Source organism: Listeria swaminathanii, assembly GCF_014229645.1.
Classification (GTDB): domain Bacteria; phylum Bacillota; class Bacilli; order Lactobacillales; family Listeriaceae; genus Listeria; species Listeria swaminathanii.
The window spans coordinates 744,128-764,209 of sequence record NZ_JAATOD010000001.1 but is presented as its reverse complement, the minus strand read 5'-3'; the positions used below and the strand labels follow the sequence as shown (position 1 = coordinate 764,209).

23 protein-coding genes are annotated in these 20,082 nt (G+C 38.7%); 3 read left to right on the top strand and 20 right to left on the bottom strand.

The window, feature by feature from the left end; genetic code table 11:
• Positions 1 to 39: 39 nt before the first annotated feature.
• The 10 genes from HCX62_RS03815 to HCX62_RS03770 form a co-directional block, all read right to left on the bottom strand.
• Positions 40 to 699 carry a potassium channel family protein gene (locus tag HCX62_RS03815; RefSeq protein ID WP_003719245.1) on the bottom strand — a complete coding sequence of 220 codons (660 nt, stop codon included), beginning with the start codon at positions 697 to 699 and terminating at the stop codon, positions 40 to 42.
• 18 nt (positions 700 to 717) lie between these two features.
• Positions 718 to 1,356: a response regulator gene (locus tag HCX62_RS03810; RefSeq protein ID WP_003722886.1), complete on the bottom strand. Its 639-nt coding sequence runs from the start codon at positions 1,354 to 1,356 to the stop codon at positions 718 to 720.
• Positions 1,353 to 2,411 carry a sensor histidine kinase gene (locus tag HCX62_RS03805; protein WP_185637084.1) on the bottom strand — a complete coding sequence of 353 codons (1,059 nt, stop codon included), beginning with the start codon at positions 2,409 to 2,411 and terminating at the stop codon, positions 1,353 to 1,355. Before HCX62_RS03805 ends, HCX62_RS03810 begins: the two co-directional genes overlap by 4 nt.
• Positions 2,408 to 3,121: a cell wall-active antibiotics response protein LiaF gene (liaF, locus tag HCX62_RS03800; protein ID WP_003734006.1), complete on the bottom strand. Its 714-nt coding sequence runs from the start codon at positions 3,119 to 3,121 to the stop codon at positions 2,408 to 2,410. The genes HCX62_RS03805 and liaF overlap by 4 nt, the downstream gene beginning before the upstream one ends.
• 135 nt (positions 3,122 to 3,256) lie before the next feature.
• Positions 3,257 to 4,129, bottom strand: coding sequence for a CvfB family protein (locus HCX62_RS03795; protein WP_185637083.1), 873 nt, complete (start codon positions 4,127 to 4,129; stop codon positions 3,257 to 3,259).
• A gap of 80 nt (positions 4,130 to 4,209) precedes the next feature.
• On the bottom strand, positions 4,210 to 4,905 hold the full coding sequence (locus tag HCX62_RS03790) for a copper homeostasis protein CutC (RefSeq protein ID WP_185637082.1): 696 nt from the start codon (positions 4,903 to 4,905) through the stop codon (positions 4,210 to 4,212).
• Between the two features lie 114 nt (positions 4,906 to 5,019).
• Positions 5,020 to 5,511, bottom strand: coding sequence for a PTS sugar transporter subunit IIA (locus tag HCX62_RS03785; protein ID WP_185637081.1), 492 nt, complete (start codon positions 5,509 to 5,511; stop codon positions 5,020 to 5,022).
• 114 nt (positions 5,512 to 5,625) lie between these two features.
• Positions 5,626 to 6,528, bottom strand: coding sequence for a glycine/betaine ABC transporter substrate-binding protein (locus HCX62_RS03780; protein ID WP_003734321.1), 903 nt, complete (start codon positions 6,526 to 6,528; stop codon positions 5,626 to 5,628).
• A gap of 13 nt (positions 6,529 to 6,541) precedes the next feature.
• Complete coding sequence (locus tag HCX62_RS03775) at positions 6,542 to 7,390, bottom strand: ABC transporter permease (protein WP_185637080.1); 849 nt, start codon at positions 7,388 to 7,390, stop codon at positions 6,542 to 6,544.
• Positions 7,383 to 8,576 (bottom strand): quaternary amine ABC transporter ATP-binding protein, encoded by a 1,194-nt coding sequence (locus HCX62_RS03770; RefSeq protein ID WP_185637079.1) that lies wholly within the window; start codon positions 8,574 to 8,576, stop codon positions 7,383 to 7,385. The genes HCX62_RS03775 and HCX62_RS03770 overlap by 8 nt, the downstream gene beginning before the upstream one ends.
• Before the next feature lie 371 nt (positions 8,577 to 8,947).
• Here HCX62_RS03770 and HCX62_RS03765 point away from each other — a divergent pair, with 371 nt between their 5' ends.
• Positions 8,948 to 9,793 (top strand): mechanosensitive ion channel family protein, encoded by an 846-nt coding sequence (locus tag HCX62_RS03765; RefSeq protein ID WP_185638018.1) that lies wholly within the window; start codon positions 8,948 to 8,950, stop codon positions 9,791 to 9,793.
• 43 nt (positions 9,794 to 9,836) lie between these two features.
• Here HCX62_RS03765 and HCX62_RS03760 read toward each other — a convergent pair whose 3' ends face one another.
• From HCX62_RS03760 to HCX62_RS03735, 6 genes are all read right to left on the bottom strand, one after another.
• Positions 9,837 to 10,952 (bottom strand): N-acetyldiaminopimelate deacetylase, encoded by a 1,116-nt coding sequence (locus tag HCX62_RS03760; RefSeq protein ID WP_185637078.1) that lies wholly within the window; start codon positions 10,950 to 10,952, stop codon positions 9,837 to 9,839.
• Between the two features lie 64 nt (positions 10,953 to 11,016).
• Positions 11,017 to 11,727 (bottom strand): 2,3,4,5-tetrahydropyridine-2,6-dicarboxylate N-acetyltransferase, encoded by a 711-nt coding sequence (gene dapD / locus HCX62_RS03755; protein ID WP_185637077.1) that lies wholly within the window; start codon positions 11,725 to 11,727, stop codon positions 11,017 to 11,019.
• A gap of 47 nt (positions 11,728 to 11,774) precedes the next feature.
• Positions 11,775 to 12,653, bottom strand: a complete 879-nt coding sequence (gene ccpC / locus HCX62_RS03750) for a transcriptional regulator CcpC (protein ID WP_061387923.1) — start codon at positions 12,651 to 12,653, stop codon at positions 11,775 to 11,777.
• A complete protein-coding gene (gene cbpB, locus HCX62_RS03745) occupies positions 12,650 to 13,102 on the bottom strand; it encodes a cyclic-di-AMP-binding protein CbpB (RefSeq protein WP_185637076.1) in 453 nt (150 codons plus the stop codon). The genes ccpC and cbpB overlap by 4 nt, the downstream gene beginning before the upstream one ends.
• A gap of 200 nt (positions 13,103 to 13,302) precedes the next feature.
• Positions 13,303 to 13,536 (bottom strand): YkuJ family protein, encoded by a 234-nt coding sequence (locus tag HCX62_RS03740; RefSeq protein ID WP_003719227.1) that lies wholly within the window; start codon positions 13,534 to 13,536, stop codon positions 13,303 to 13,305.
• 308 nt (positions 13,537 to 13,844) lie between these two features.
• Positions 13,845 to 14,066, bottom strand: a complete 222-nt coding sequence (locus tag HCX62_RS03735; RefSeq protein WP_185637075.1) for a hypothetical protein — start codon at positions 14,064 to 14,066, stop codon at positions 13,845 to 13,847.
• Positions 14,067 to 14,285: 219 nt separating this feature from the next.
• On the opposite strand from HCX62_RS03735, the gene HCX62_RS03730 reads away from it, so the two are divergent.
• Positions 14,286 to 15,431 (top strand): aminotransferase class I/II-fold pyridoxal phosphate-dependent enzyme, encoded by a 1,146-nt coding sequence (locus tag HCX62_RS03730; RefSeq protein ID WP_185637074.1) that lies wholly within the window; start codon positions 14,286 to 14,288, stop codon positions 15,429 to 15,431.
• 41 nt (positions 15,432 to 15,472) lie between these two features.
• On the opposite strand, the gene HCX62_RS03725 is transcribed toward HCX62_RS03730, so the two are convergent.
• From HCX62_RS03725 to HCX62_RS03710, 4 genes are all read right to left on the bottom strand, one after another.
• The gene (locus HCX62_RS03725; RefSeq protein ID WP_185637073.1) at positions 15,473 to 16,333 is read right to left on the bottom strand and encodes an NAD(P)-dependent oxidoreductase; all 861 of its coding nucleotides are present in this window, start codon (positions 16,331 to 16,333) and stop codon (positions 15,473 to 15,475) included.
• Between the two features lie 12 nt (positions 16,334 to 16,345).
• Positions 16,346 to 17,380 (bottom strand): YdcF family protein, encoded by a 1,035-nt coding sequence (locus tag HCX62_RS03720; protein WP_185637072.1) that lies wholly within the window; start codon positions 17,378 to 17,380, stop codon positions 16,346 to 16,348.
• A 111-nt stretch (positions 17,381 to 17,491) separates the two neighbouring features.
• Complete coding sequence (gene ptsP, locus HCX62_RS03715; protein ID WP_185637071.1) at positions 17,492 to 19,210, bottom strand: phosphoenolpyruvate--protein phosphotransferase; 1,719 nt, start codon at positions 19,208 to 19,210, stop codon at positions 17,492 to 17,494.
• A complete protein-coding gene (locus HCX62_RS03710; RefSeq protein ID WP_003719221.1) occupies positions 19,210 to 19,476 on the bottom strand; it encodes a phosphocarrier protein HPr in 267 nt (88 codons plus the stop codon). Before HCX62_RS03710 ends, ptsP begins: the two co-directional genes overlap by 1 nt.
• 308 nt (positions 19,477 to 19,784) lie before the next feature.
• On the opposite strand from HCX62_RS03710, the gene HCX62_RS03705 reads away from it, so the two are divergent.
• The gene (locus tag HCX62_RS03705) at positions 19,785 to 20,054 is read left to right on the top strand and encodes a YkvS family protein (RefSeq protein WP_185391054.1); all 270 of its coding nucleotides are present in this window, start codon (positions 19,785 to 19,787) and stop codon (positions 20,052 to 20,054) included.
• Positions 20,055 to 20,082: the final 28 nt, after the last annotated feature.

The window sequence follows — 20,082 nt, the reverse complement described above, 5'->3', positions numbered from 1 at the left end:
CATGGCTACATATCTTTTTATATTGCATAGGTTTTATTTTTATTGAATTTTTTCTTGTAATCGTTCGATATCATCATCTGAACCGATAACAATGAGGATATCCCCTTCATGGAGAACATCATTTGCTTCTGGTGTGATGATCATTTGTTTATCTTTTTTAATACCGACAATATTCACGCCGAAAGAGTTACGGAAGTCTAGATCAACTAGGCTTTTCCCAAGGAAGCGTGGATCGGATACTGAAATCTCGACAAGACTATATTCATCAGAAAGTTCCAGATAATCAAGCATGTTTTTCGATACGATATAATGGGCAATCCGGCGTCCCATATCCCGCTCAGGATGGACAACGCGGTCCGCACCGATTTTATCAAGCAGTTTGGCATGCTTATCATTCGTTGCTTTTGCCGTTACGTATTTTACACCCATTTCTTTTAAAATCAGCGTTGTTAAAATACTCGACTGAATATCTTCCCCAATGGCAACGATAACGTGTTCAAAGTTGCGAATCCCTAATTGACGAAGCGCATTTTCATCTGTTGAATTGGCGATTACTGCGTGGGTTGCAATCGACATATATTCATTTACTCGTTCTTCATCTGAATCAATAGCAAGTACTTCCATTCCTTGCTCGACTAGTGAACGACAAATACTTCCACCAAATCGCCCAAGACCGATGACTGCAAATCCTTCTTTCATGTGTACGTTACCTCCTTGCTACTTTTTTTCTACTAAGTCATGTTTAAATGCGTAGATGGCTGCTTGCGTGCGATCTTGTACATCTAATTTTGATAAAATGTTACTTACATGTGTTTTAACCGTTTTTAATGTAATGAAAAGTTCATCGGCAATTTCTTGGTTAGATTTACCTTCCGCGATTAAAAGCAAGATTTCATTTTCACGATTCGTTAAATCATCATGTAGATTTTTTTCTGGTTTAGCGGTTAGTCTTTGCATCATTTTGCCAGTTACTTCTGGTTCAAGTACAGAGTCTCCACCGTATGTAGCACGAATCGCATCGGCAATTTCGCTTGCTGTGGATGTTTTTAGCATATAACTACTAGCACCAGCTTCCAGTGCTGGATATACTTTTTCATCATCAATAAAACTGGTGACGATAATAATTTTGGCTTCTTTCCAGTTTTGCATAATTTCTTTTGTGGCTTCAATGCCGTCCATTTCATCCATAACTAAATCCATTAAGATAATATCTGGGCGTAATTCTAAGGCCATATCAGCACCTTCACGTCCGTTTTCTGCCTCGCCAACAACTTCCATGTCATCTTGCACAGAAAGATAAGCTGAAACGCCTATACGTACCATTTCGTGATCATCTACAAGTAATACTTTTATCATTCGCTTTCCACGTCCTTTTTCGCAACAAGTGGGATTTTTATTTCTACACTAGTTCCTCTTCCTGGGAAACTAATTATTTTGATGGTGCCACCGAATTCGGCAACTCTTTCACGCATATTTTGTAAGCCATATGAGCCTTGGCGAACATTGTCCATATCAAAGCCAACTCCGTCATCGACAACTTTCATTACAGCTAAATTGTCCATTGTTACTAAGCGCACTTCTAATAGTTTTGCTTTGGAATGGCGAAGTGTATTCGATAGTAGCTCTTGAACGATGCGGAATAAATGATCTTCAATGCCTTTTTGCAAATTAATATCTTCAATTTGCCATTCGACTTCGATAGGTAATTTCGTTGTTAATTCTTTTAATAATTGTTCAATACCAGTTTTAAGCGACTTACCTTCAAGTTGTGTTGGACGTAGATGTAGTAATAACGCGCGCATCTCAGATTGGGATTCATTGACGATGGATTCTACCATTTTCAATTGTTTTTGCATGGCTGGCGTGGCGCTTTTTTCGCTTTGTTCATTCAATGCCGATAAAAGCATCATCGCTGCAAAAAGCTGCTGGCTCACCGAATCATGTAATTCCCGAGCAATCCGGTGCCGCTCTTCTGACAAAATGGCTTCTTTCGTTTGGCCCGTTGATTCCGCGCGGTCGCTTGCAAGTTTTTGTGTCAAAATCGTTTGTGCCTTCATTTTATCACGTAAGCGGTCGATTTGCTTGTATACTTGCTGTACTTCTAAAAAGTTTTCGTCTTCTTCACTCGTAATCTTTTTCTCCAAATCGCCTTGTCCGAGCAACCGAATCGAGAAGTCAATCGATTCAAACTTTTGCTTCACGAAATAGCCAAGTAGTCCGCCGATGATTAACCCAATCGAAATGGCTGTTAGCGGAACAAAGACGACAAACGGAATGTAAAAGATTTTTTGTTCAATTAAAATTTTATACCAAGAGCCTTCACTAAAAAAATAGTATCCGACTGTGCCGATAGCTGTTGCAACAAGTAATAAACCGGAGCAAACAACCATCATTAGTTTCGAAAAGCTCATAGCCTAATCACCTCTAAATCTCCGAAGATTACAGAAGTCATGATTTTCACTTTTCGTGCCGAACTTTCGTAATTATCCGAGTAAACCTTGATGCTATTATTTTGAATAGAAGTGCTTTCTTTATCATATTGAATGTTTCCGAAGATTGCGGAATGTTCGATGCAAATGCCGATATCGAATGGAACTAATATACGAATTTTCCCTGATACACTACGAATCATAATGACACTTTCGCCGGTTGGAAGAACTGTATTTCCTAAATCGAGAATCGTGTCACCAATTCCTGTTTGGATATTGATATCATCCCATTCATACACTACATCGAGTATACGCTGGTTACCGAACCATTGATTGCGAATAAATTTATCTGTGCGGTCAATCTTGCTGTCTGGCTCTCTAGTTTTAAGCATTAATAATTGAGGTGCCCGCTTTCGACTAATATAGTGAATGATCGCATAAATCCCCGCAACAACAAGTCCTACTTTAAAAGTGGTTGTAAGTAACACGGCGATAATGATAAATACGATACCAATAAACAATGAGTTTCTCGCACTTTTCTTCGTTGCGCTTGCCTTTCTTGATGTAAAGATGAAAAATATCCCGAGTGCAAACAAAATAAGTAGCTCCCACTGGAATAACATTTCTAGTCCTACACCAACAATAATCGCAATTAAAAATACAAAAACAACCGAGCTTTCCATTTTTTTCAAGCTGACACACCTCCTTGCGTTCATCTTTTGACAAAGTTATTTCTCGATTTTTGCTACTTTGTACATGCTGTGTTTATTATAGCGATGATTTGCTAAAGGAAACAAACCGCGCTAGTTGGAACATGCCCTACTACTTTAGTCGGATGTTTCTTCGGTGATTTTCGTCACCACGCCATCTTCTTGTGTGATGCGTCTTGCTTTTAAAAGTGTGCCAATTGCACGCTTGAATTGTGCTTTACTTATACCAAATTTTGCACGAATAGCATCTGGGTCGGATTTATCGCCAAATGGCATTTCTCCGCCAACGCTTCGTAAATACGTTAAAATCATTTCCGCGTCATCATTCAATACTTCATGCGATCTGCCACGAAGAGATAAGTTTAATGAGCCATCTGGTTTTACAGCGATAACACGTGCCTTCACGCGCTCACCCATTCGCGGTTCAGAAGTTCGTTCGCTTTCATGAATAAAACCAATATGGAAATCATCTGTAAATACAAATGAACCTATTTTTAATAAACGATAGATGGTACCTTCGATATTTTGGTTAAATAAATCTTGTTCTGCTCGAACGGCAATTGCGCGGAATTGTTCTTCTTCTGCGAGAACTCCCCAAACGCGATTTTCTTCATCCACGCGCAGTGCAATCATCACACGGTCTTCTTTTTTAGGCCATAAGTGCAGTAGTGCTGGTAGGTCGTCTAATGATACAACGACGTCTTTTTCAATGCCGATATCGACAAAAACGCCTAGATGTTTACGGACTTCTGTTACTGTTCCCCAGCCATAATGTCCTACTTGGATTTTTGGAATAATCGTTGTTGCTGCGATTTCACGGTCATAGTCCACAAAAATAAATACGGTTACTTCCGCACCAACAGCAAGTTCCGTTTCATGTGTATTTGATTTAGATAAAAAAACAGTTATGTCATCTTTTTCAAGAAGCCAACCTGTTTCTTGGACTTCTTTTACTGTCATTACTTGGCTTTTGCCAATATAGTTATTCACTTTTTTTCCACCTTTTCATTAAGAATAGTCTTGTTTCATTATAGCGTATCTAAGCTTGTAAGGCTACCTGCTACAGAGAATCAAGCTTGGTTTATTTGTTGTTGTAATATATCGATTTTTTCTTTTAAAATGTCTTTGGAAAAATCACTGGCTTCTCTTGCAGCACTTCCGACGTGGTAGTCTGTATGATGTAGTGTTGTTTGGAAAGTGGCAATGTTGTCTGGTTTTACGCCACTTCCGACTAGAATTTGAAAGGAATCTGGGTTTTCTTGGCTATCCTTGATCCAGCGTTTTAGGCGAGGTAAAGAATCTAATGCGCTAGCTGTGCCGCCAGAAGTGAGTAATTGGTTAATATCTTTTCCATATGTACGTAAAACTTGGTAGCTTGCTTCGATATCTTTGGTCGCCTCTAGCGCTCGGTGGAAAGTAAGATCCAAATCACCTTTCCAGTGAATCACTTTTTCGAGAAGATCTTGGTCAATATTTCCGTCTGCTGTTATGCCACCGTAAACAATTCCTTGTACGCCGACTTCTTTTGCAAGTTCGATATCCCGTTCCATTACGATTTGTGCCGTCTCGTCATATACAAAAGAAAAGCTGTGTGGTCGAATCATCATCATTGCGGGTAACTTGGAAGCACGAACTATTTCTTTAATTGCACCATAACTTGGCGTTAAGCCGCCTTCACTGATTGCGGAAACCACTTCCATTCTATTTGCACCATATTGCTCGGCTAAATGAGCATCTCTTGGATTTTGGACGATTACTTCTAACATATTATTCCGCTCCTTTTTATTACTAATTATCTTCATTTTACCCTTTTAACACGTAAATGAATACTAAAAAATCCATGAAAAGAAAATTACTCTTTCACGGATTTTTTCGTTTGATTATTTTAAATTCGTTGTAAATACTTCGGTTTTCCCTGCTTCTGCTTTTGTTACGTCATGGAAATCAAAATCGTATTTACCTTCTGAACTGTTTGTTATAACCATTGGAACAACTGTACTTGCGGCATTTTTCTGGATAAAATCAAAGTCAGCTTCTACAATCGGATCGCCTACTTTTACTTTATCACCGACACTTACTAAAACATTGAAGCCTTCCCCATTTAGAGATACGGTTTCTAAGCCAATATGTACAAGGATTTCTTGGCCCATATCGGTACGAATTCCAAAAGCATGTTTTGTTTCCGCAAGTTGAATGATTTTCCCGTCAACTGGAGCGACAATCGTGCCTGCTTCTGGCTTAATCGCAATGCCTTCTCCCATCATTTTTTGGTTAAAAACTGGATCTGGAACATCTTCTAAGGCGATAACTTGCCCAGTTACATGAGCGAAAACTGCTTCATGTTTTGTCTTTTTTAAAAATTTTTTAAACATTCATCTTCCTCCTAGCAAATTCATAAATCAACTACTATTTTACCCTTATAGAGAAGAAAAGGCACGGAGAAAGTATCAAGTATCGCTTGAACTTCTTCGTACCTTTTCAAAAGCTTATTTGCTTGTTTTTAAATCTTCAATGGAATTAATGTTTGTCATGTATTTTGGAACGGCTAGGCCAATTTTGGCACCTTTTAAGTTCGGTCCTAAATCTTCAAACTTCCCTTTGTAATCTTTGTAGTAAATTCCGGAAGTGTTTGGAAGCCATGCCGCGACCATACCATCCGCTGCATCCGTTGCAACCGACGCCCACATTGGTTGAATTTCCATTGCTTGGATAGTTGGTTTGTAGCCAACTTGTTTTAATGCTTCTGCGACAACGTTTGTGGAGGCAATTTCAGAATCCCAAGCTACATAAGTTAACTTGATTTCATCGCCATCTACTTTTTCTACGCCATCTGTCCATTTTGCCACTTTTTCTGGATTATTTTTAATCCATTTTTTGGCTGCTTCTTCTGGGTCAACGCCGTCATTAACTTCGAGCATTACTTCCGACATATCCTCAGCAGTCCAGAAGAAATTATCTAACACTTGGTACGCGGAAGGTTTATCTTCTTTTAAGCCTTTACGTACAATCGTGTGGATATTTTCTGCGTTTCCATAGACATTTTTCGGATCATCTAAAAATTTCAAATCAAATTTTGTAAACATCCAGTGCGGTGTCCATCCAGTAACAACAATTGGGCGCTTATCTTTCATCGCTTTTTGGAGTGTACTAGTCATTGCTGCAGTGGAACTTGTTTGTAACTGCCAATTATCATCATCTAAATGGTAATCTTTAATCGCATTTTGTGTTGCAAGCATGATTCCTGCTCCTGCATCAATTCCAGTGATTGTATAATTGATTTGTTCGCCTAAATCTTTTTTCGCGTCATAAGGAGCAAGTGTTGTCCCGCAGGCTGCTAAAGTGAAAATAAGCATAGCCAAAACTGCGGTGGTGATTAATTTTTTTAGCAATCTACTCTCCTCCTTATTCCGATTTCGCTTTTTTGTTGAATGCTTGTGTTAGACGGTCTAGGATGATTGCTACGATAACAATCGCAATCCCAGCCACAAATCCACCACCAGCGTCATTACGTCCTACTGCAAAGTAAACGCGTGTTCCAAGTCCCATCGCACCGATCATCGAAGCAATTACGACCATGGAAAGTGCTAACATGATACTTTGGTTAATACCAGCCATCATAGTCGATTTCGCCATTGGTAGCTGTACTTTCCAAAGTTTTTGCCAAGGTGTTGAACCAAACGAATCTGCTGCTTCAACAAGCTCTGTCGAAACTTGGCGAATACCTAGGTTAGTCATCCGAACAGTTGGAGGCATTGCGAAAATTACAGAAGCAACAACCCCTGGAACCATCCCAATTCCGAAAAATGCTACAGCTGGAATTAAGTAAACGAAGGCTGGCATAGTTTGCATAAAGTCGAGTACTGGTTTAAAGATACTTTCGACAATATTGCTTTTCGCCATCCAAATACCAAGTGGAACCCCAATAACAAGAGCGATTAAACTACTTGTCAGTACGAGCGTCAATGTTTGCGTCATATCGCGCCAGAAATCTAAGTTCCAAATTAAAAGTAAACCGACAACTTCAAAAGTAATTAAACCCCATTTTTTGCCTTTACGGTTTACCCAGAATGTTCCAAGTACAAGTAAAATAATAAATAACCATGGTGGAACTAAGTCAAAGACCCATTGGAATGCGTCAACAACCCCGCCAATGATATTGGTAATTACATTAAAAAATCCTTCAAATTGCGTTAAGCCATCTACTAATTTGTCAATCCAACTAGCTAATGGAATCGTTGGAATATTAGGCATTAACGTTCACCTCGTTTCCAGAAAGCGCGGCCAGAACGGATCCGCGAATGATAATTCCTTTTAGTTTCCCATCTTCTGTTACAGCTATTGGAATCGTTGTTGTCGAGATAGTATCCATAATTTCTGCAAGAGGCGTATCTAGGCCAGTTGTTGGCACATCACGATGCAAAGCAGTTTCTAGCGAAGTTACATTCTCTTTTACAAGTTTAGATACTTCAGCTGCATGGACGATTCCGACTAACTCACGATTACGTTTTACGACAAATACACTGGAAGTTCCAGCTTCACGCATCCGTTTAAGCGCAACACGAGGGCCATCTTTTTCAAAATTAACGATTTCTGGACGAATCATTACGTTGCTCGCTGTATAGACTTTGGAACGGTCTACATCTTCAATGAATTTTTCAACATATTCATTTGCCGGATGTGCCAGAATTTCTTCCGGAGAACCAGTTTGAACAACGGAACCATCACGCATAATCATAATGTGGTCGCCAATACGAAGCGCCTCATCCAAATCATGGGTAATAAAGATAATCGTTTTTTTCATTTTATCTTGTAAATCGAGCAATTGATCTTGCATATCTTTTCGGTTAAGTGGGTCAAGTGCGGAGAATGCTTCATCCATCAGTAAAATGTCCGGATTGTTCGCAAGTGCTCTCGCCAGACCTACACGTTGCTGCATCCCACCAGAAAGTTGCGAAGGATATTGATCGCCGTAACCAGCTAAACCAACTAATGCCAATGATTCTGCTGCATTTTTCTCGCGTTCTTCTTTGTCCATGCCTTGAATTTCAAGACCATATTCAACGTTACGGTTAATCGTTCTATTCGGGAATAAACCAAAGTTTTGGAAGACCATACTCATGCTTTTTCTTCTAACTTCCAAAAGTTCTTTTTTATTTAGACTAGATAGTTCTTTTCCGTCAAGCCAAATTTTTCCGCTCGTAGGCTCAATTAGACGGTTTAAAAGTCGTACCAACGTTGACTTCCCACTACCAGAAAGCCCCATTATAACGAAAATTTCTCCTTCTTCTACGCTAAAAGATGCTTTATTAACACCAATTGTCGCGCCTGTTTCTTTCAAAATATCTGTTTTTGATTTTCCCTGAGAAAGTAAAGAAGATGCTTTGGAAGCCTTTTTTCCGAAAATCTTCGTTAGCTCTTCTACTTTAATCTTACTCAAAATAAAATCCCCTTTCTTTTTTTAGATTGAATTATTTACTAGGCAAAAATTCGGCCCATATCACTTTTAAAAAAAGCAATAACATTTATCATTGTACACAAGTTTCGGCTTAGTTTCACATCATACAGTTTGGTTTGCGCCATTTTGCACATTTTAGAAAGCGCCTCCATCTTACTACAAGAGTGGCTAACAGTTTTTTAATTTTTTTTGAAAAAAAGTAGTGTTTTTCAAGAAAAATAGGCGTTTTCTAGCGGGAATTTATTTTTTATAACAGCATTTTTGTAAAATATTTGTTAGAATAGAAAAGGACATTTCATTAGAAAGGGGGAGATGAAATGGATGGAGATCTTTCAAAGGATGTGGACCAAAAGATGAATTTACTCAAAAAGTGGTTCAATTCGATTGATTGGGAACAATTTTGGAATCATATTATTTCTGTCGGGATAAAAATTGCCATTTTACTTGTTCTTTATTTTATTTTCCGCGTGGTTGGTAATAAGATTATTCGTAGTTTCTTCCGTAAATATCGGCAGCAACAGGCTGTTTCTGTTGGTCGAGCGGATACGTTAGAAAGCTTAATTTCTAATTTTTATGGCTATGTGTTATTCTTTACTTTCGCGATTTTATTATTACAGAACTTTATGGATGTTACGGCGATTATTGCAAGTGCTGGGGTTGCGAGTTTGGCAATCGCGTTTGGTGCGCAAGGGCTTGTTAGTGACGTGGTAACTGGATTTTTCATTCTGCTTGAACGACAACTTGATGTTGGCGATACGATTACAATTGGACTAGTCAATGGAACTGTTGAAGCACTTGGACTTAGAACAACGCAGGTACGTGATTTTGATGGCACGCTTCATTTCATTCCTAACAGACAAATTATGGTCGTTAGTAATCATTCGCGCGGTAATATGCGCGTGATGGTGGACATTCAAATTAGTCCACATGAGGATCCGGAAAAAGCAATTACGATTATTAGTGAAGTTTGTGAGGCTGCTGCAAAAGAAAATAAAAATATTGTAGAGCCCCCTATTGTACTAGGTGTGCAAAACATTGATGCGACAAACATGGTAATCCGCGTAGTAGGTAAAGCCGTGAACGGTGAGCAGTATTCTGTTCAACGCGACTTACTCAAAGATATCCGCGAAGCACTCGCTGAAAATGAAATCGAACTACCACTCAATTTTGTGAGCACATTCGGACCAAATAATAATTAAAAAGACGTAAATTCGCTCATTTAGAGAACGAATTTACGCCTTTTTATTTACTTTCCAAAAATTGAACTAATACATCAATCGCAAATGGAATAGCTTCTTCTTTTGGATTAAGTTTCGCGTGATGCAAACTATACTTCGAGTCCACACCTAACCAAAACATAAACCCTTTAATTTCGGATAAAAAGTAACCAAAATCTTCGCCAGTCATCGCCGAACGAGCTGGTACATAACTGTCAGGATAACGTTCTTCTAAAAACTGGATAAATTCTTCTGTTTCTACTGGATCATTGTCTACTTGGTAATAATCCGAACCGGGATGGAATTCTACTTCACATTGGTAAGCTTCTTCCCAACCTTTCGCCAGTTGTTTCAAACGCGTCCAAACGATTTCCATTGTTTCCGGTGAAAGCGTCCGAATTGTCCCATCTAAATAGGCCGTTTCCGCAATCACATTTTGAATTTCACCGCCATGAATGCGACCAATCGTAATAACCGCGCTATCCATTGGATCAATATTTCGGCTTATAATCGTCTGCATTTGCCCAACAAATGCACTTGCCGCAACAACCATATCATTCGCCAAATGTGGATACGCCGCATGTCCGCCTTTTCCTTTAAATGAAATAAAGAGTTCTGATGTGTTGGCGAATAGTAAGCCTGGCTTAATCGCAATTTCGCCGACTTTGTATTCTGGTGCGATGTGCAGTCCATAAATAGCATCTGGACGCCACTCGGCAAATTCCGCGCTTTCCATGATTGGTTTTGCGCCACCCGGACCTTCTTCTGCTGGTTGGAAAACGAAGAGTAAATTATCTTTGGCAGGTTTACCCGCAAAATGAGTCAACACTCCAAGCGCGATACTCATATGTAAATCATGTCCACAAGCGTGCATATTTCCAGCATGTTTCGATTCAAATGGCAACCCAGTTTCTTCTGTAATCGGCAGCGCATCAATATCTGTACGATAACCAATTGTTTTTTCGGGGTTCGTTCCCTTCACTAAAACTAAAATCCCAGTGCGCCATTTTTTTACTTCTAAATGTTCATTGGGTAATTTGCTAATATAATCTAATAAATAAGCTTGTGTTTTCAGCTCTTTGTAACCTGTTTCAGGAATTTGGTGTAAATCACGTCGAATGGCAATAAATTCATTTAACATGGCGACTCTCTCCTTCTAAAAAAGGACTGCTTCGCCAAAAGACGAAACAGTTCCCTTTGATTTTTTAAAGTTGGCGAAGTTCTTGCATGATTTCTGTTTTAGAAGCAGTTTTTGCATCTAATTTTTTAAGTTCACGTGCAGGAATTCCCGCCACGACTGTTCCAGGAGCTACATCTTTTGTTACGATTGCGCCTGCTGCGACAACCGCACCTTCGCCAATGCGTACGCCCTCTAAAACAACAACATTCGCGCCGACAACAACATTATCTTCGACGATAACTGGTTGTGCGGATGGTGGTTCTACTACACCAGCAAGGACGGTACCAGCACCGATATGGCAATTTTTACCAACAGTTGCGCGTCCACCAAGAACAACATTCATATCAATCATTGTACCGTCACCGATAACAGAACCGATATTGATGCTTGCTCCCATCATAATCACCGCATTGTCACCGATAGTTACTTGGTCGCGAATAACTGCGCCCGGCTCAATACGCGCGTTAATATTTTTCATATCTAACAAAGGAATAGCGGAGTTACGACGATCATTTTCAATCACGTAATCTTCAATATTCGCTTTATTTGCTTCTAATAACGGCTCAACAACAGCCCATTCTCCAAAAATTGTTCCCGCGTTTCCAGTAATGAAAGTTTTTACATCACTTGGAAAATCAATTTTTTCTAAGCTCCCTTTAAGGTAAACTTTGACCGGTGTTGCTTTCTTGCTATTTTGAATAAAAGAAATAATTTGGTGTGCATCCATTTGTTCCATGAATTTTTGTCCCCTTCCGATACGTTCTGATTTCTATTTTGCCATAGCTATTTAACTTGTTCAAGGAATTTATCTGTTATTTCTAAAAACGCCTTCACTTGCGGTAAGCTGAGTGACTGTTCGTAGGTCAGCAAATTCGTTTCACGGCTTAAAATTGAGCCATCTTTTTCTGTCAGTGGGATTTTATTGATTTTATCCGTATATCCTAACATTGTTACTTCTGGTAAAATCGCAAAGCCGATGCCGTTTAATGCCATTTGTCTCGAAGTTTCCATTTGGTCCATTAGCATTGCTTGGCGTGGCATTTTCCCGAAATTTCTTTGCCAGTAGTCTTGAATAACTTGATAATAATTCGAATCACTACGAAACTGAATAAACGGGCGATTGGTTTGGAAAACTTCTTCAATTTTCGTGATTTCTGTATCCACTAAAATTAATTTGTCATTAAATAACGGTTTTTGAACACTTTTCCAAGTCGAATTCCCGCGGACAATCCCGATGTGGACATTTCCAGCGGCAAGTTGTTGCGTCACCTCACTGCTCCAACCTGTGACAAGTGAGATTTGTACATTGGGATACGCTCTTGAAAATGCTTTTAATACGCGCGGAAGCCACATTTGTGCAACTACGCTCGCGCAAGCAATTCGCAGTGTTCCTCGTACGACACCTTCCATCGCTTCGAGTTTCTCTTGAATAGTGTGTTCTCGTTCAATAACACTAGATGCATGACGGACAATCGCTTCTCCTTCTGGGGTTAGCAACAGTCCTTTTTGTGTACGAATAAAGATTTTGGTGTTCCATCTGCTTTCAATCGTTTGTAAGCGTTGCGACAAGGCTGGTTGACTTAAAAAGAGTTTTTCCGCACTTTTACGCATATTCAGTTCTTCTGCTAAACAAACAAGTAATTCATATTCTGTTACAATCATCTATTTTCCTCCACCTGCAAATGAATATAACGATTGACTTGTTTTAACAAAACGCGTCTAGTTACTATTCCTTCAAAATGGTGGTCAGCATCTACAACACAAACAAAAGGATGATCCACGAGTAAGCGAACAATTCGTTCGTTATTACTAAAATCTTTAATTACCGGAAAATCCGTTTGCATGACATCTTCTACTTTTAAATCTTCTAATCGTTCAAATTCGATACGTTCGAGTCCAAGAATGGCATCCGTAATCATGGCAGCGCTTATTAATCCATGGAGTTTAAATTCAAAGTCTAGTACAGGAATAACTGAATAACCGCATTTAGTTAAAACAAGTAGTGCATGCTCTAAATTATTACCAAGCTGCACGTGGGCAACCTTTTCAGCGGAAATCATAGAATCAGCTAGTTCATTATCGATAAATTGTCCAAATCTATTTGAGATCATTTAGAATCTTCCTCTTCCTTGTATTTTCAAGCTCTACGAAGTTTCTTTCAACTTTTTAAAATAAAGCGAAACTTTTCCATCTCCTATTCTACCACATTATTTAGTCTGATTTCTTTCATTTAGCGCTTGAAAATAAAAAAAGCTGTGAATAGATATTCACAGCCTCTAAGTAAAATCCAGATTAACTGATTTTTACCATCTTATTCGTTTTCTTGTAATGTTTCAAAAATTTCGATAGCCGTCATGTCAATATCATCAAACTGATATTTACTATTGTCGCCATAGATTTCTACTTCAAATGAGTTAGAAGCTTGGAAAAACTTCACTTCGCACACAGGCGTACCATTTTTTTCAAAACGTCTTGCTTGTGTTTCAGCAGACTCATCTTCTTGCATTGCATGTAAACGTTGAATAATTCCCAATAACTGAGACATCTTACACTCTCCTCTCAAATCCACCATCTGACGTGCAAAAATTTGCATACCTTGCTGTGGTACACGCGTGGCAATGCTTTTTTACATATTTCCTCATAGTTGGTTTCTTCGCCATATCTTATTTCTTTCACTATACTACCAAATTTTATCGCAAACCGCACGTATAACGCAAGGGTTCTGGAAATATTCAGAAAAAGAAATTATTTTAAATTAACCAGAAAGACACGATTTAGCGGATTTTACGTGTGTTTTATCCCAAAAAAAGACTGTAAAAAAAGTGATCCACCTTTTCTACAGTCTTTTGATAATTAAAATTCATTTTTTCTATTTGCTGTTGCGCTTAACATCATTTTTGTAGCTCGCACAATGGTTTTATGACGATTGAATCCTTTGACACAAATCGTTTGATCGCCAATTGTCGCAAATACTTCTCCCCATGAACCACAAGGATTAAAGCCATAAGCATGTATTTTTAGCAAGCCATCTTTCGTTGGAAAAAAGAGAGCTTCGTATTTACCTGGTTTACTCATATCCGGCGGCCCCTTCCACATTTAACCAATCACTTCTAAATGAAAATGATTATCATTATTAAAACTATCTTATAGCATTCCCAATAAAAGTGCAAGGCTTTTTAGTAATATTTTCAGATATTTTGCTTTTCTTCCGTTTTAAGCTATAATGGAATGAAATTACGAAGCTTACTCCCACCTAATTTTCACGGGATTTTCTTATAAAGAAAGGTGACGAAAATGACAAAATCTATTCGACCAGAATTGCGCGATATTCAAGTAAGTGGTATCAGAGCTTTTAATACACGGGTGACTGGTATTCCGGATATGATTCGCTTAACACTTGGCGAACCAGACTTTCCAACACCAGAACATGTAAAACAAGCTGCCATTACGGCGATACAAGAAAATTTCACCAACTATACACCAAACGCAGGTATGCCAGAGTTGCTAGAAGCCGCCTCCACCTATTTTCATGAAAAATATGACCTAAGTTACACAAATAAAGAAATAATCGTCACAGTGGGTGCTACAGAAGCTATTTCAGTTGCCCTACAAACGATTTTAGAACCAGGCGACGAAGTTATTTTACCTGACCCAATCTATCCTGGCTATGAACCACTTATTACTTTAAATAAAGCACAACCAATTAAAGTCGATACGACCGAGACAAATTTCAAATTAACGCCTGAACAATTGCGTGCGCACATCACGCCTAAAACGAAAGCCTTAATTATTCCGTATCCTTCCAATCCAACCGGTGTCACTTTAACCAAAGAAGAACTTGCAGCATTGGCAGAAGTTCTAAAAGAAACAGGGATTTTCGTTATCGCTGATGAAATTTATAGTGAACTTACTTATCGCCAAGAGCACGTGAGCATCGCGCCCATGCTAAAAGAGCAAACCATTGTCATCAACGGTCTCTCTAAGTCTCATGCGATGATTGGTTGGCGGATTGGCTTCTTGCTTGCTCCGGAAAGCCTCACTGCAGAAATGTTGAAAATTCATCAATATTCCGTTACATGTGCCAGCTCCATTTCCCAAAAAGCTGCCTTAGAAGCGCTCACTCACGGCAAAGACGATGCCTTCCAAATGCGCACGGAATATAAAACGAGAGCTAATTTCACGCAAGATCGTCTAGAAAAAATGGGATTCACTGTAATTCCGCCTGACGGAGCATTTTACTTCTTTGTCAAATTGCCCGATACAATCCAAGAAAATTCCTTTGACTGGGCTGTTAAACTTGCTGAAGAAGCCAAAGTAGCCGTCGTACCAGGCAATGCTTTCTCAGAAAAAGGCGACCGTTATTTCCGTCTTTCCTATGCTACCTCTTTTAATAATCTTGCCGAAGCTTTAGACCGCATGGCTGCTTTTCTAGGCAAATAAAAAATAACCCAACCACATCATTTGTAGTGGCTGGGTTATTTTTAACGATAATATTTGATTAATGCTTGTGTTCCTTCTTCACTTAAACCCTGCTCGGCTAACGTTTGATACATCTTTTCTGCTAAAAGAAGTCCGGGTAACTCAAGCCCCATTTGCTTCGCTTCTGAGATTGCAATTCCCATGTCTTTTATAAAATGTTTAATAAAGAAACCTGGCGAAAAGTCATCTTTTAATACACGAGGCACCAAATTAGAAAGCGACCAACTTCCGGCTGCTCCACCAGAAATCGATTCAAGAACGCGCGATGGATTAAGTCCTGCTGCTTCCGCGTAAATGATTGCTTCAGTTACGCCAATCATGTTCGATGCAATAGCAATTTGGTTGACCATTTTCGTATGTTGTCCTGCTCCCGCTGCGCCTTGAAGCACCACACTACTTCCAAGAATTTCAAAGATTGGCTTCACTTTAAGAAAAACCTCTTCTGCACCGCCAACCATAATAGCTAGCGTTCCGTTTTTCGCGCCAATATCTCCGCCAGAAACAGGTGCATCCAACATGCCAACTCCTTTTTCCAAAGCCACTTTCGCCATTTTTTTCGCTAGAGCCGGGGATGAAGTTGTCATATCCACTGCGACAGATCCACTAGCTAAGTTTTCCAAAAAGCCATTTTCGCCTAAGTATAATTCTTCTACATCTTGTGGATAACCGACCATTGAAATCAACACATCTACTTTACTTGCAAGCGCACCCGGCGTTTCTTCCCAGTGTGCCCCTTTACTTAACAAACCTTCTGCTTTGGCTTTCGTGCGCGTATAAACAAATACTTCATAACCAGCCTCTAGCAAATGTCCAGCCATGCTTGCCCCCATCACACCTGTACCAACAAATCCAATTTTCTTCATTCTTCCAACCTCCTATCCAAAAGTAACACCAATAATAGCTAAAAATACAAAACATAACAGTGCTAAACCAAGTATAATCAGATGCACTTTTTTATACATTACGGTAATTGCTATAAATTCCCGAATTAACGCATTTGGCATATAGTATAAAGCTGTTTTTGCACCAATTCCTTGACTTTTCAAGCCAGCTTTTCTTGCATAAATTCCGGCGCGAAACAGATGAAAATTATTCGTCGAAAATAAACTATGATAATTTGGCATAATCGCATCCATTTTCGCTTTTGAAAATTTCATATTTTGCAGCGTATTAACCGATTTATCTTCCATAATAATAAAGTTTTCATCAATCCCTTGTTCAATCAAATAACCTCGCATTGCTTCCGCTTCTGAAATTGTCTCATTAGCGCCTTGTCCACCAGACACAATAAACGTCGCACGCTTGCCTTTTTTTGCATATTGCTTGTCGTAGAACTTAATCGCTCGGTTCAATCGACTAGCAAGTAGCGGCGGCACCCTGTCTCCTCCTATCAAGCCACTTCCAAGCACAATCAAGAAATCTTGATTATATCTTGGAAAATTAAATTGGTAGAGAAACGTCGACAAAAGAAATGATAAAAATAAGAAAGAAAAGTAACCAACTAATGCTACGATAAAGACAACCGCAATCCCAAGAATCGGACTACCCGTTTTTAAAATACTTACAAACCACGCAATAATAAGTGCTAAAATACCTAAACCAATAATTAACGGCAGCATGTTTGCTAATTTGCGCCCTTCACGTTTTAACATTAACCGTCCGTTAACAATGAGCATCGTTGCTATCCCAATAACAAAAAACGGAATAAGTAACACTAATAAAAGTAATACCGTCCCCATAATCGAAACGAGCAGTTCATTCCCTTTTGAAAAAGTAGCGTAAACGACCGAAAGTACTGAAAAAAACAGCGCCATTGTCAAAACAATCCCATTGCTAATTCGTCTTCTATCTATAATCGACAAAACAATGAAAAGTAGCAGAAAAAAGCCTGCTAATATGTAGATAACCAACCTTGTTGCCCCCTTTAAAACTAACTGTCCTCCCAATTATACTTGGGGTCTTACTATTTCACAACATAAAAAGACCTAGACAAAAAATTTGTCTAGGTCTTCTATCAGAAATTATTCTGCAGTATATTTTTCAACTAATTCTACAACTTCTTCTGCTGTAGATTTGTTTAAAGCTTCTTCCGCTAATTTCACCATTTCAGATTTATCTAAACGTTTGATTAGCGAACGAGATTTAAGAATGCTTGAAGCACTCATTGAAAATTCATCTAAGCCTAAGCCTAAAAGAAGTGGTACAGCCGTTTGATCTCCAGCCATTTCCCCACACATACCAGTCCATTTGCCCTCTTTATGAGAAGCATCAATTACCATTTTAACTAAGCGTAAAATGGATGGATTGTATGGTTGGTAAAGGTAAGAAACGCGTTCGTTCATACGGTCAGCAGCCATTGTATACTGAATTAAGTCATTTGTTCCGATAGAGAAGAAATCAACTTCTTTTGCAAATTGATCAGCTAAAACTGCAGCAGCAGGAATTTCAATCATAATTCCAAGTTCGATGGAATCAGATACTTCTGTTCCAGCAGCTTTTAGTTTCGCTTTTTCATCTAGTAAAATATCACGTGCTTGACGGAATTCATTTACTGTTGCAATCATCGGGAACATAATTTTTAAGTTACCATATACACTTGCACGAAGTAACGCGCGAAGTTGTGTACGGAATAATTCTTCATTCGCAAAGCAAAGACGAATTGCACGGAATCCTAAGAATGGGTTCATTTCTTCAGGAAGTTCTAGGTATGGTAACGTTTTATCGCCACCGATATCTAATGTACGAACAACCACAGATTTTCCGTCCATTCCGGATACAACTGCTTTATACGCTTCAAATTGCTCTTCTTCCGTTGGGAAATTGTCGCGACCCATGTACAAGAATTCTGTACGATAAAGTCCAACTGCTTCCCCGCCGTTAGAAATAACACCTTCTAAATCATTCGGAGTTCCGATGTTTGCTGCAAGCTCCACGTGAACGCCGTCTTTAGAAACTGTTTTTTCATTTTTAAGTTTATCCCATTCTGCTTGTTGTAAAGCAAAATCAGATTTAATTTTTTCATAGTGAGCGATTTGTTCTTCTGTTGGGTGGATGATAACATTACCTTCCAAACCATCAATAATAACAATATCGTTTTTCGCTACGCTAGCAGTAACTTCTTTTGTTCCAACTACTGCGGGAATTTCAAGAGAGCGCGCCATAATAGCGGAGTGAGAAGTACGTCCACCAATATCCGTTACGAAACCTTTAACAAAGTTACGGTTAAGTTGTGCGGTATCAGAAGGCGTTAAATCAGCTGCAACAACAACTACTTCCTCATCAATTAAAGCTGGATTAGGAATAGTTACACCTAGTAAGTGAGAAAGAACACGTTTACGTACATCTTTAATATCCGCTGCACGTTCACGCATGTATTCGTTGTCCATAGATTCAAACATACCAATAAACATGTCTGTCGTTTCTTGTAAAGCTGTTTCTGCATTCGTTTTAGCATTTTTAATGCTGTCTTCGATTGGTCCTGTTAATTCAGGATCATTTAAAACTAGAAGATGCGCATCAAAAATTTGAGCCTTATCTTCGCCTAAGTCTTTAGCAGCTTTCTCACGGATCATTGAAAGTTCTTTTCTAGAAACTTCTAACGCGCTTTCAAAACGCTTTACTTCACTTTCAACATCCGTTACTTCTGTTTTTTCATAGGAAAGATCAGGTTCAACGAGCAGATAAGCTTTCGCAATGGCAATCCCATCAGATGCTGCGATACCTTTCAACTCTTTAGCCATTATTCAGCCAATCCTTCTTTCTTAAGAACTTCAGTTAGTCCTTCGATTGCTTCTTTTTCATCGCTACCTTCAGTGTAGATAGTAATGTCAGCGCCTTTACCAATACCTAAAGACATAACGCCCATAATTGATTTAAGGTTTACTTTTTTACCAGTGTATTCAATTTGAACGTCAGAGCTGTATTTACTTGCAGCCTGCACCAATAGAGTTGCTGGGCGTGCGTGAATTCCTGTTTCATCGATTACTACAAAACTTGCTTGTTCCATAATTTACATTCTCCTTTGTAAAGAAATTTGTTGTAACCTTTTCAGCCGAAAAAATTTCGACAAAAAAGACTATCCCTCAATTAAAAAGAGTACCATGTTTTACCTATTGTTACAACTATTTGATTAAAAATTTTTTAGAATATTTTTTTACGGTCTGCCCTGTTTCTTTCTTTATTAGCTAGAAAAAAGGGAGCGTTTTCTATAATTTTATCAATAAAATGATTCCTTTTTTATTTAAAATACACTTTTTAATGGCTTATAGTTGATTTTAATGGGTTTTTAGTGCAAAATTTAAGGAAGGTTCAAAAATGCATACATTCTTTTTCAGCAAGATAGTGGCAACACCGAAAATTGAAGGAGTGATAACAATGGCAAAAGCACATGTTGGAGACATTATTGAATTTAAGGATGGCTTAACAGGAATTGTTGAAAAACTCAATGAAAATTCCGTTATTGTCGACTTAACTTATATGGAAAATTTCAAAGATTTAGGTATTGAAGAGAAAACCGTTGTAAACCACAAAAATTACCAAATTATTCATTCTGTGGAAGAAGACGAAGAAGAAACCGAAGAATAACAAACAAAATAGTTTTTTAAGTGCGCAA

What these genes read in the sequence shown, in the direction of transcription:
- ccpC (WP_061387923.1), bottom strand. Translation starts at nt 12,653, where the DNA reads ATGATTGTAACAGAATATGAATTACTTGTTTGTTTAGCAGAAGAACTG.
- HCX62_RS03765 (WP_185638018.1), top strand. Translation starts at nt 8,948, where the DNA reads ATGAATTTACTCAAAAAGTGGTTCAATTCGATTGATTGGGAACAATTT.
- cbpB (WP_185637076.1), bottom strand. Translation starts at nt 13,102, where the DNA reads ATGATCTCAAATAGATTTGGACAATTTATCGATAATGAACTAGCTGAT.
- HCX62_RS03740 (WP_003719227.1), bottom strand. Translation starts at nt 13,536, where the DNA reads ATGTCTCAGTTATTGGGAATTATTCAACGTTTACATGCAATGCAAGAA.
- HCX62_RS03705 (WP_185391054.1), top strand. Translation starts at nt 19,785, where the DNA reads ATGCATACATTCTTTTTCAGCAAGATAGTGGCAACACCGAAAATTGAA.
- HCX62_RS03805 (WP_185637084.1), bottom strand. Translation starts at nt 2,411, where the DNA reads ATGAGCTTTTCGAAACTAATGATGGTTGTTTGCTCCGGTTTATTACTT.
- HCX62_RS03730 (WP_185637074.1), top strand. Translation starts at nt 14,286, where the DNA reads ATGACAAAATCTATTCGACCAGAATTGCGCGATATTCAAGTAAGTGGT.
- HCX62_RS03735 (WP_185637075.1), bottom strand. Translation starts at nt 14,066, where the DNA reads ATGAGTAAACCAGGTAAATACGAAGCTCTCTTTTTTCCAACGAAAGAT.
- HCX62_RS03815 (WP_003719245.1), bottom strand. Translation starts at nt 699, where the DNA reads ATGAAAGAAGGATTTGCAGTCATCGGTCTTGGGCGATTTGGTGGAAGT.
- HCX62_RS03775 (WP_185637080.1), bottom strand. Translation starts at nt 7,390, where the DNA reads ATGCCTAATATTCCAACGATTCCATTAGCTAGTTGGATTGACAAATTA.
- HCX62_RS03725 (WP_185637073.1), bottom strand. Translation starts at nt 16,333, where the DNA reads ATGAAGAAAATTGGATTTGTTGGTACAGGTGTGATGGGGGCAAGCATG.
- HCX62_RS03810 (WP_003722886.1), bottom strand. Translation starts at nt 1,356, where the DNA reads ATGATAAAAGTATTACTTGTAGATGATCACGAAATGGTACGTATAGGC.
- HCX62_RS03785 (WP_185637081.1), bottom strand. Translation starts at nt 5,511, where the DNA reads ATGTTTAAAAAATTTTTAAAAAAGACAAAACATGAAGCAGTTTTCGCT.
- ptsP (WP_185637071.1), bottom strand. Translation starts at nt 19,210, where the DNA reads ATGGCTAAAGAGTTGAAAGGTATCGCAGCATCTGATGGGATTGCCATT.
- HCX62_RS03710 (WP_003719221.1), bottom strand. Translation starts at nt 19,476, where the DNA reads ATGGAACAAGCAAGTTTTGTAGTAATCGATGAAACAGGAATTCACGCA.
- dapD (WP_185637077.1), bottom strand. Translation starts at nt 11,727, where the DNA reads ATGGAACAAATGGATGCACACCAAATTATTTCTTTTATTCAAAATAGC.
- HCX62_RS03760 (WP_185637078.1), bottom strand. Translation starts at nt 10,952, where the DNA reads ATGTTAAATGAATTTATTGCCATTCGACGTGATTTACACCAAATTCCT.
- HCX62_RS03790 (WP_185637082.1), bottom strand. Translation starts at nt 4,905, where the DNA reads ATGTTAGAAGTAATCGTCCAAAATCCAAGAGATGCTCATTTAGCCGAG.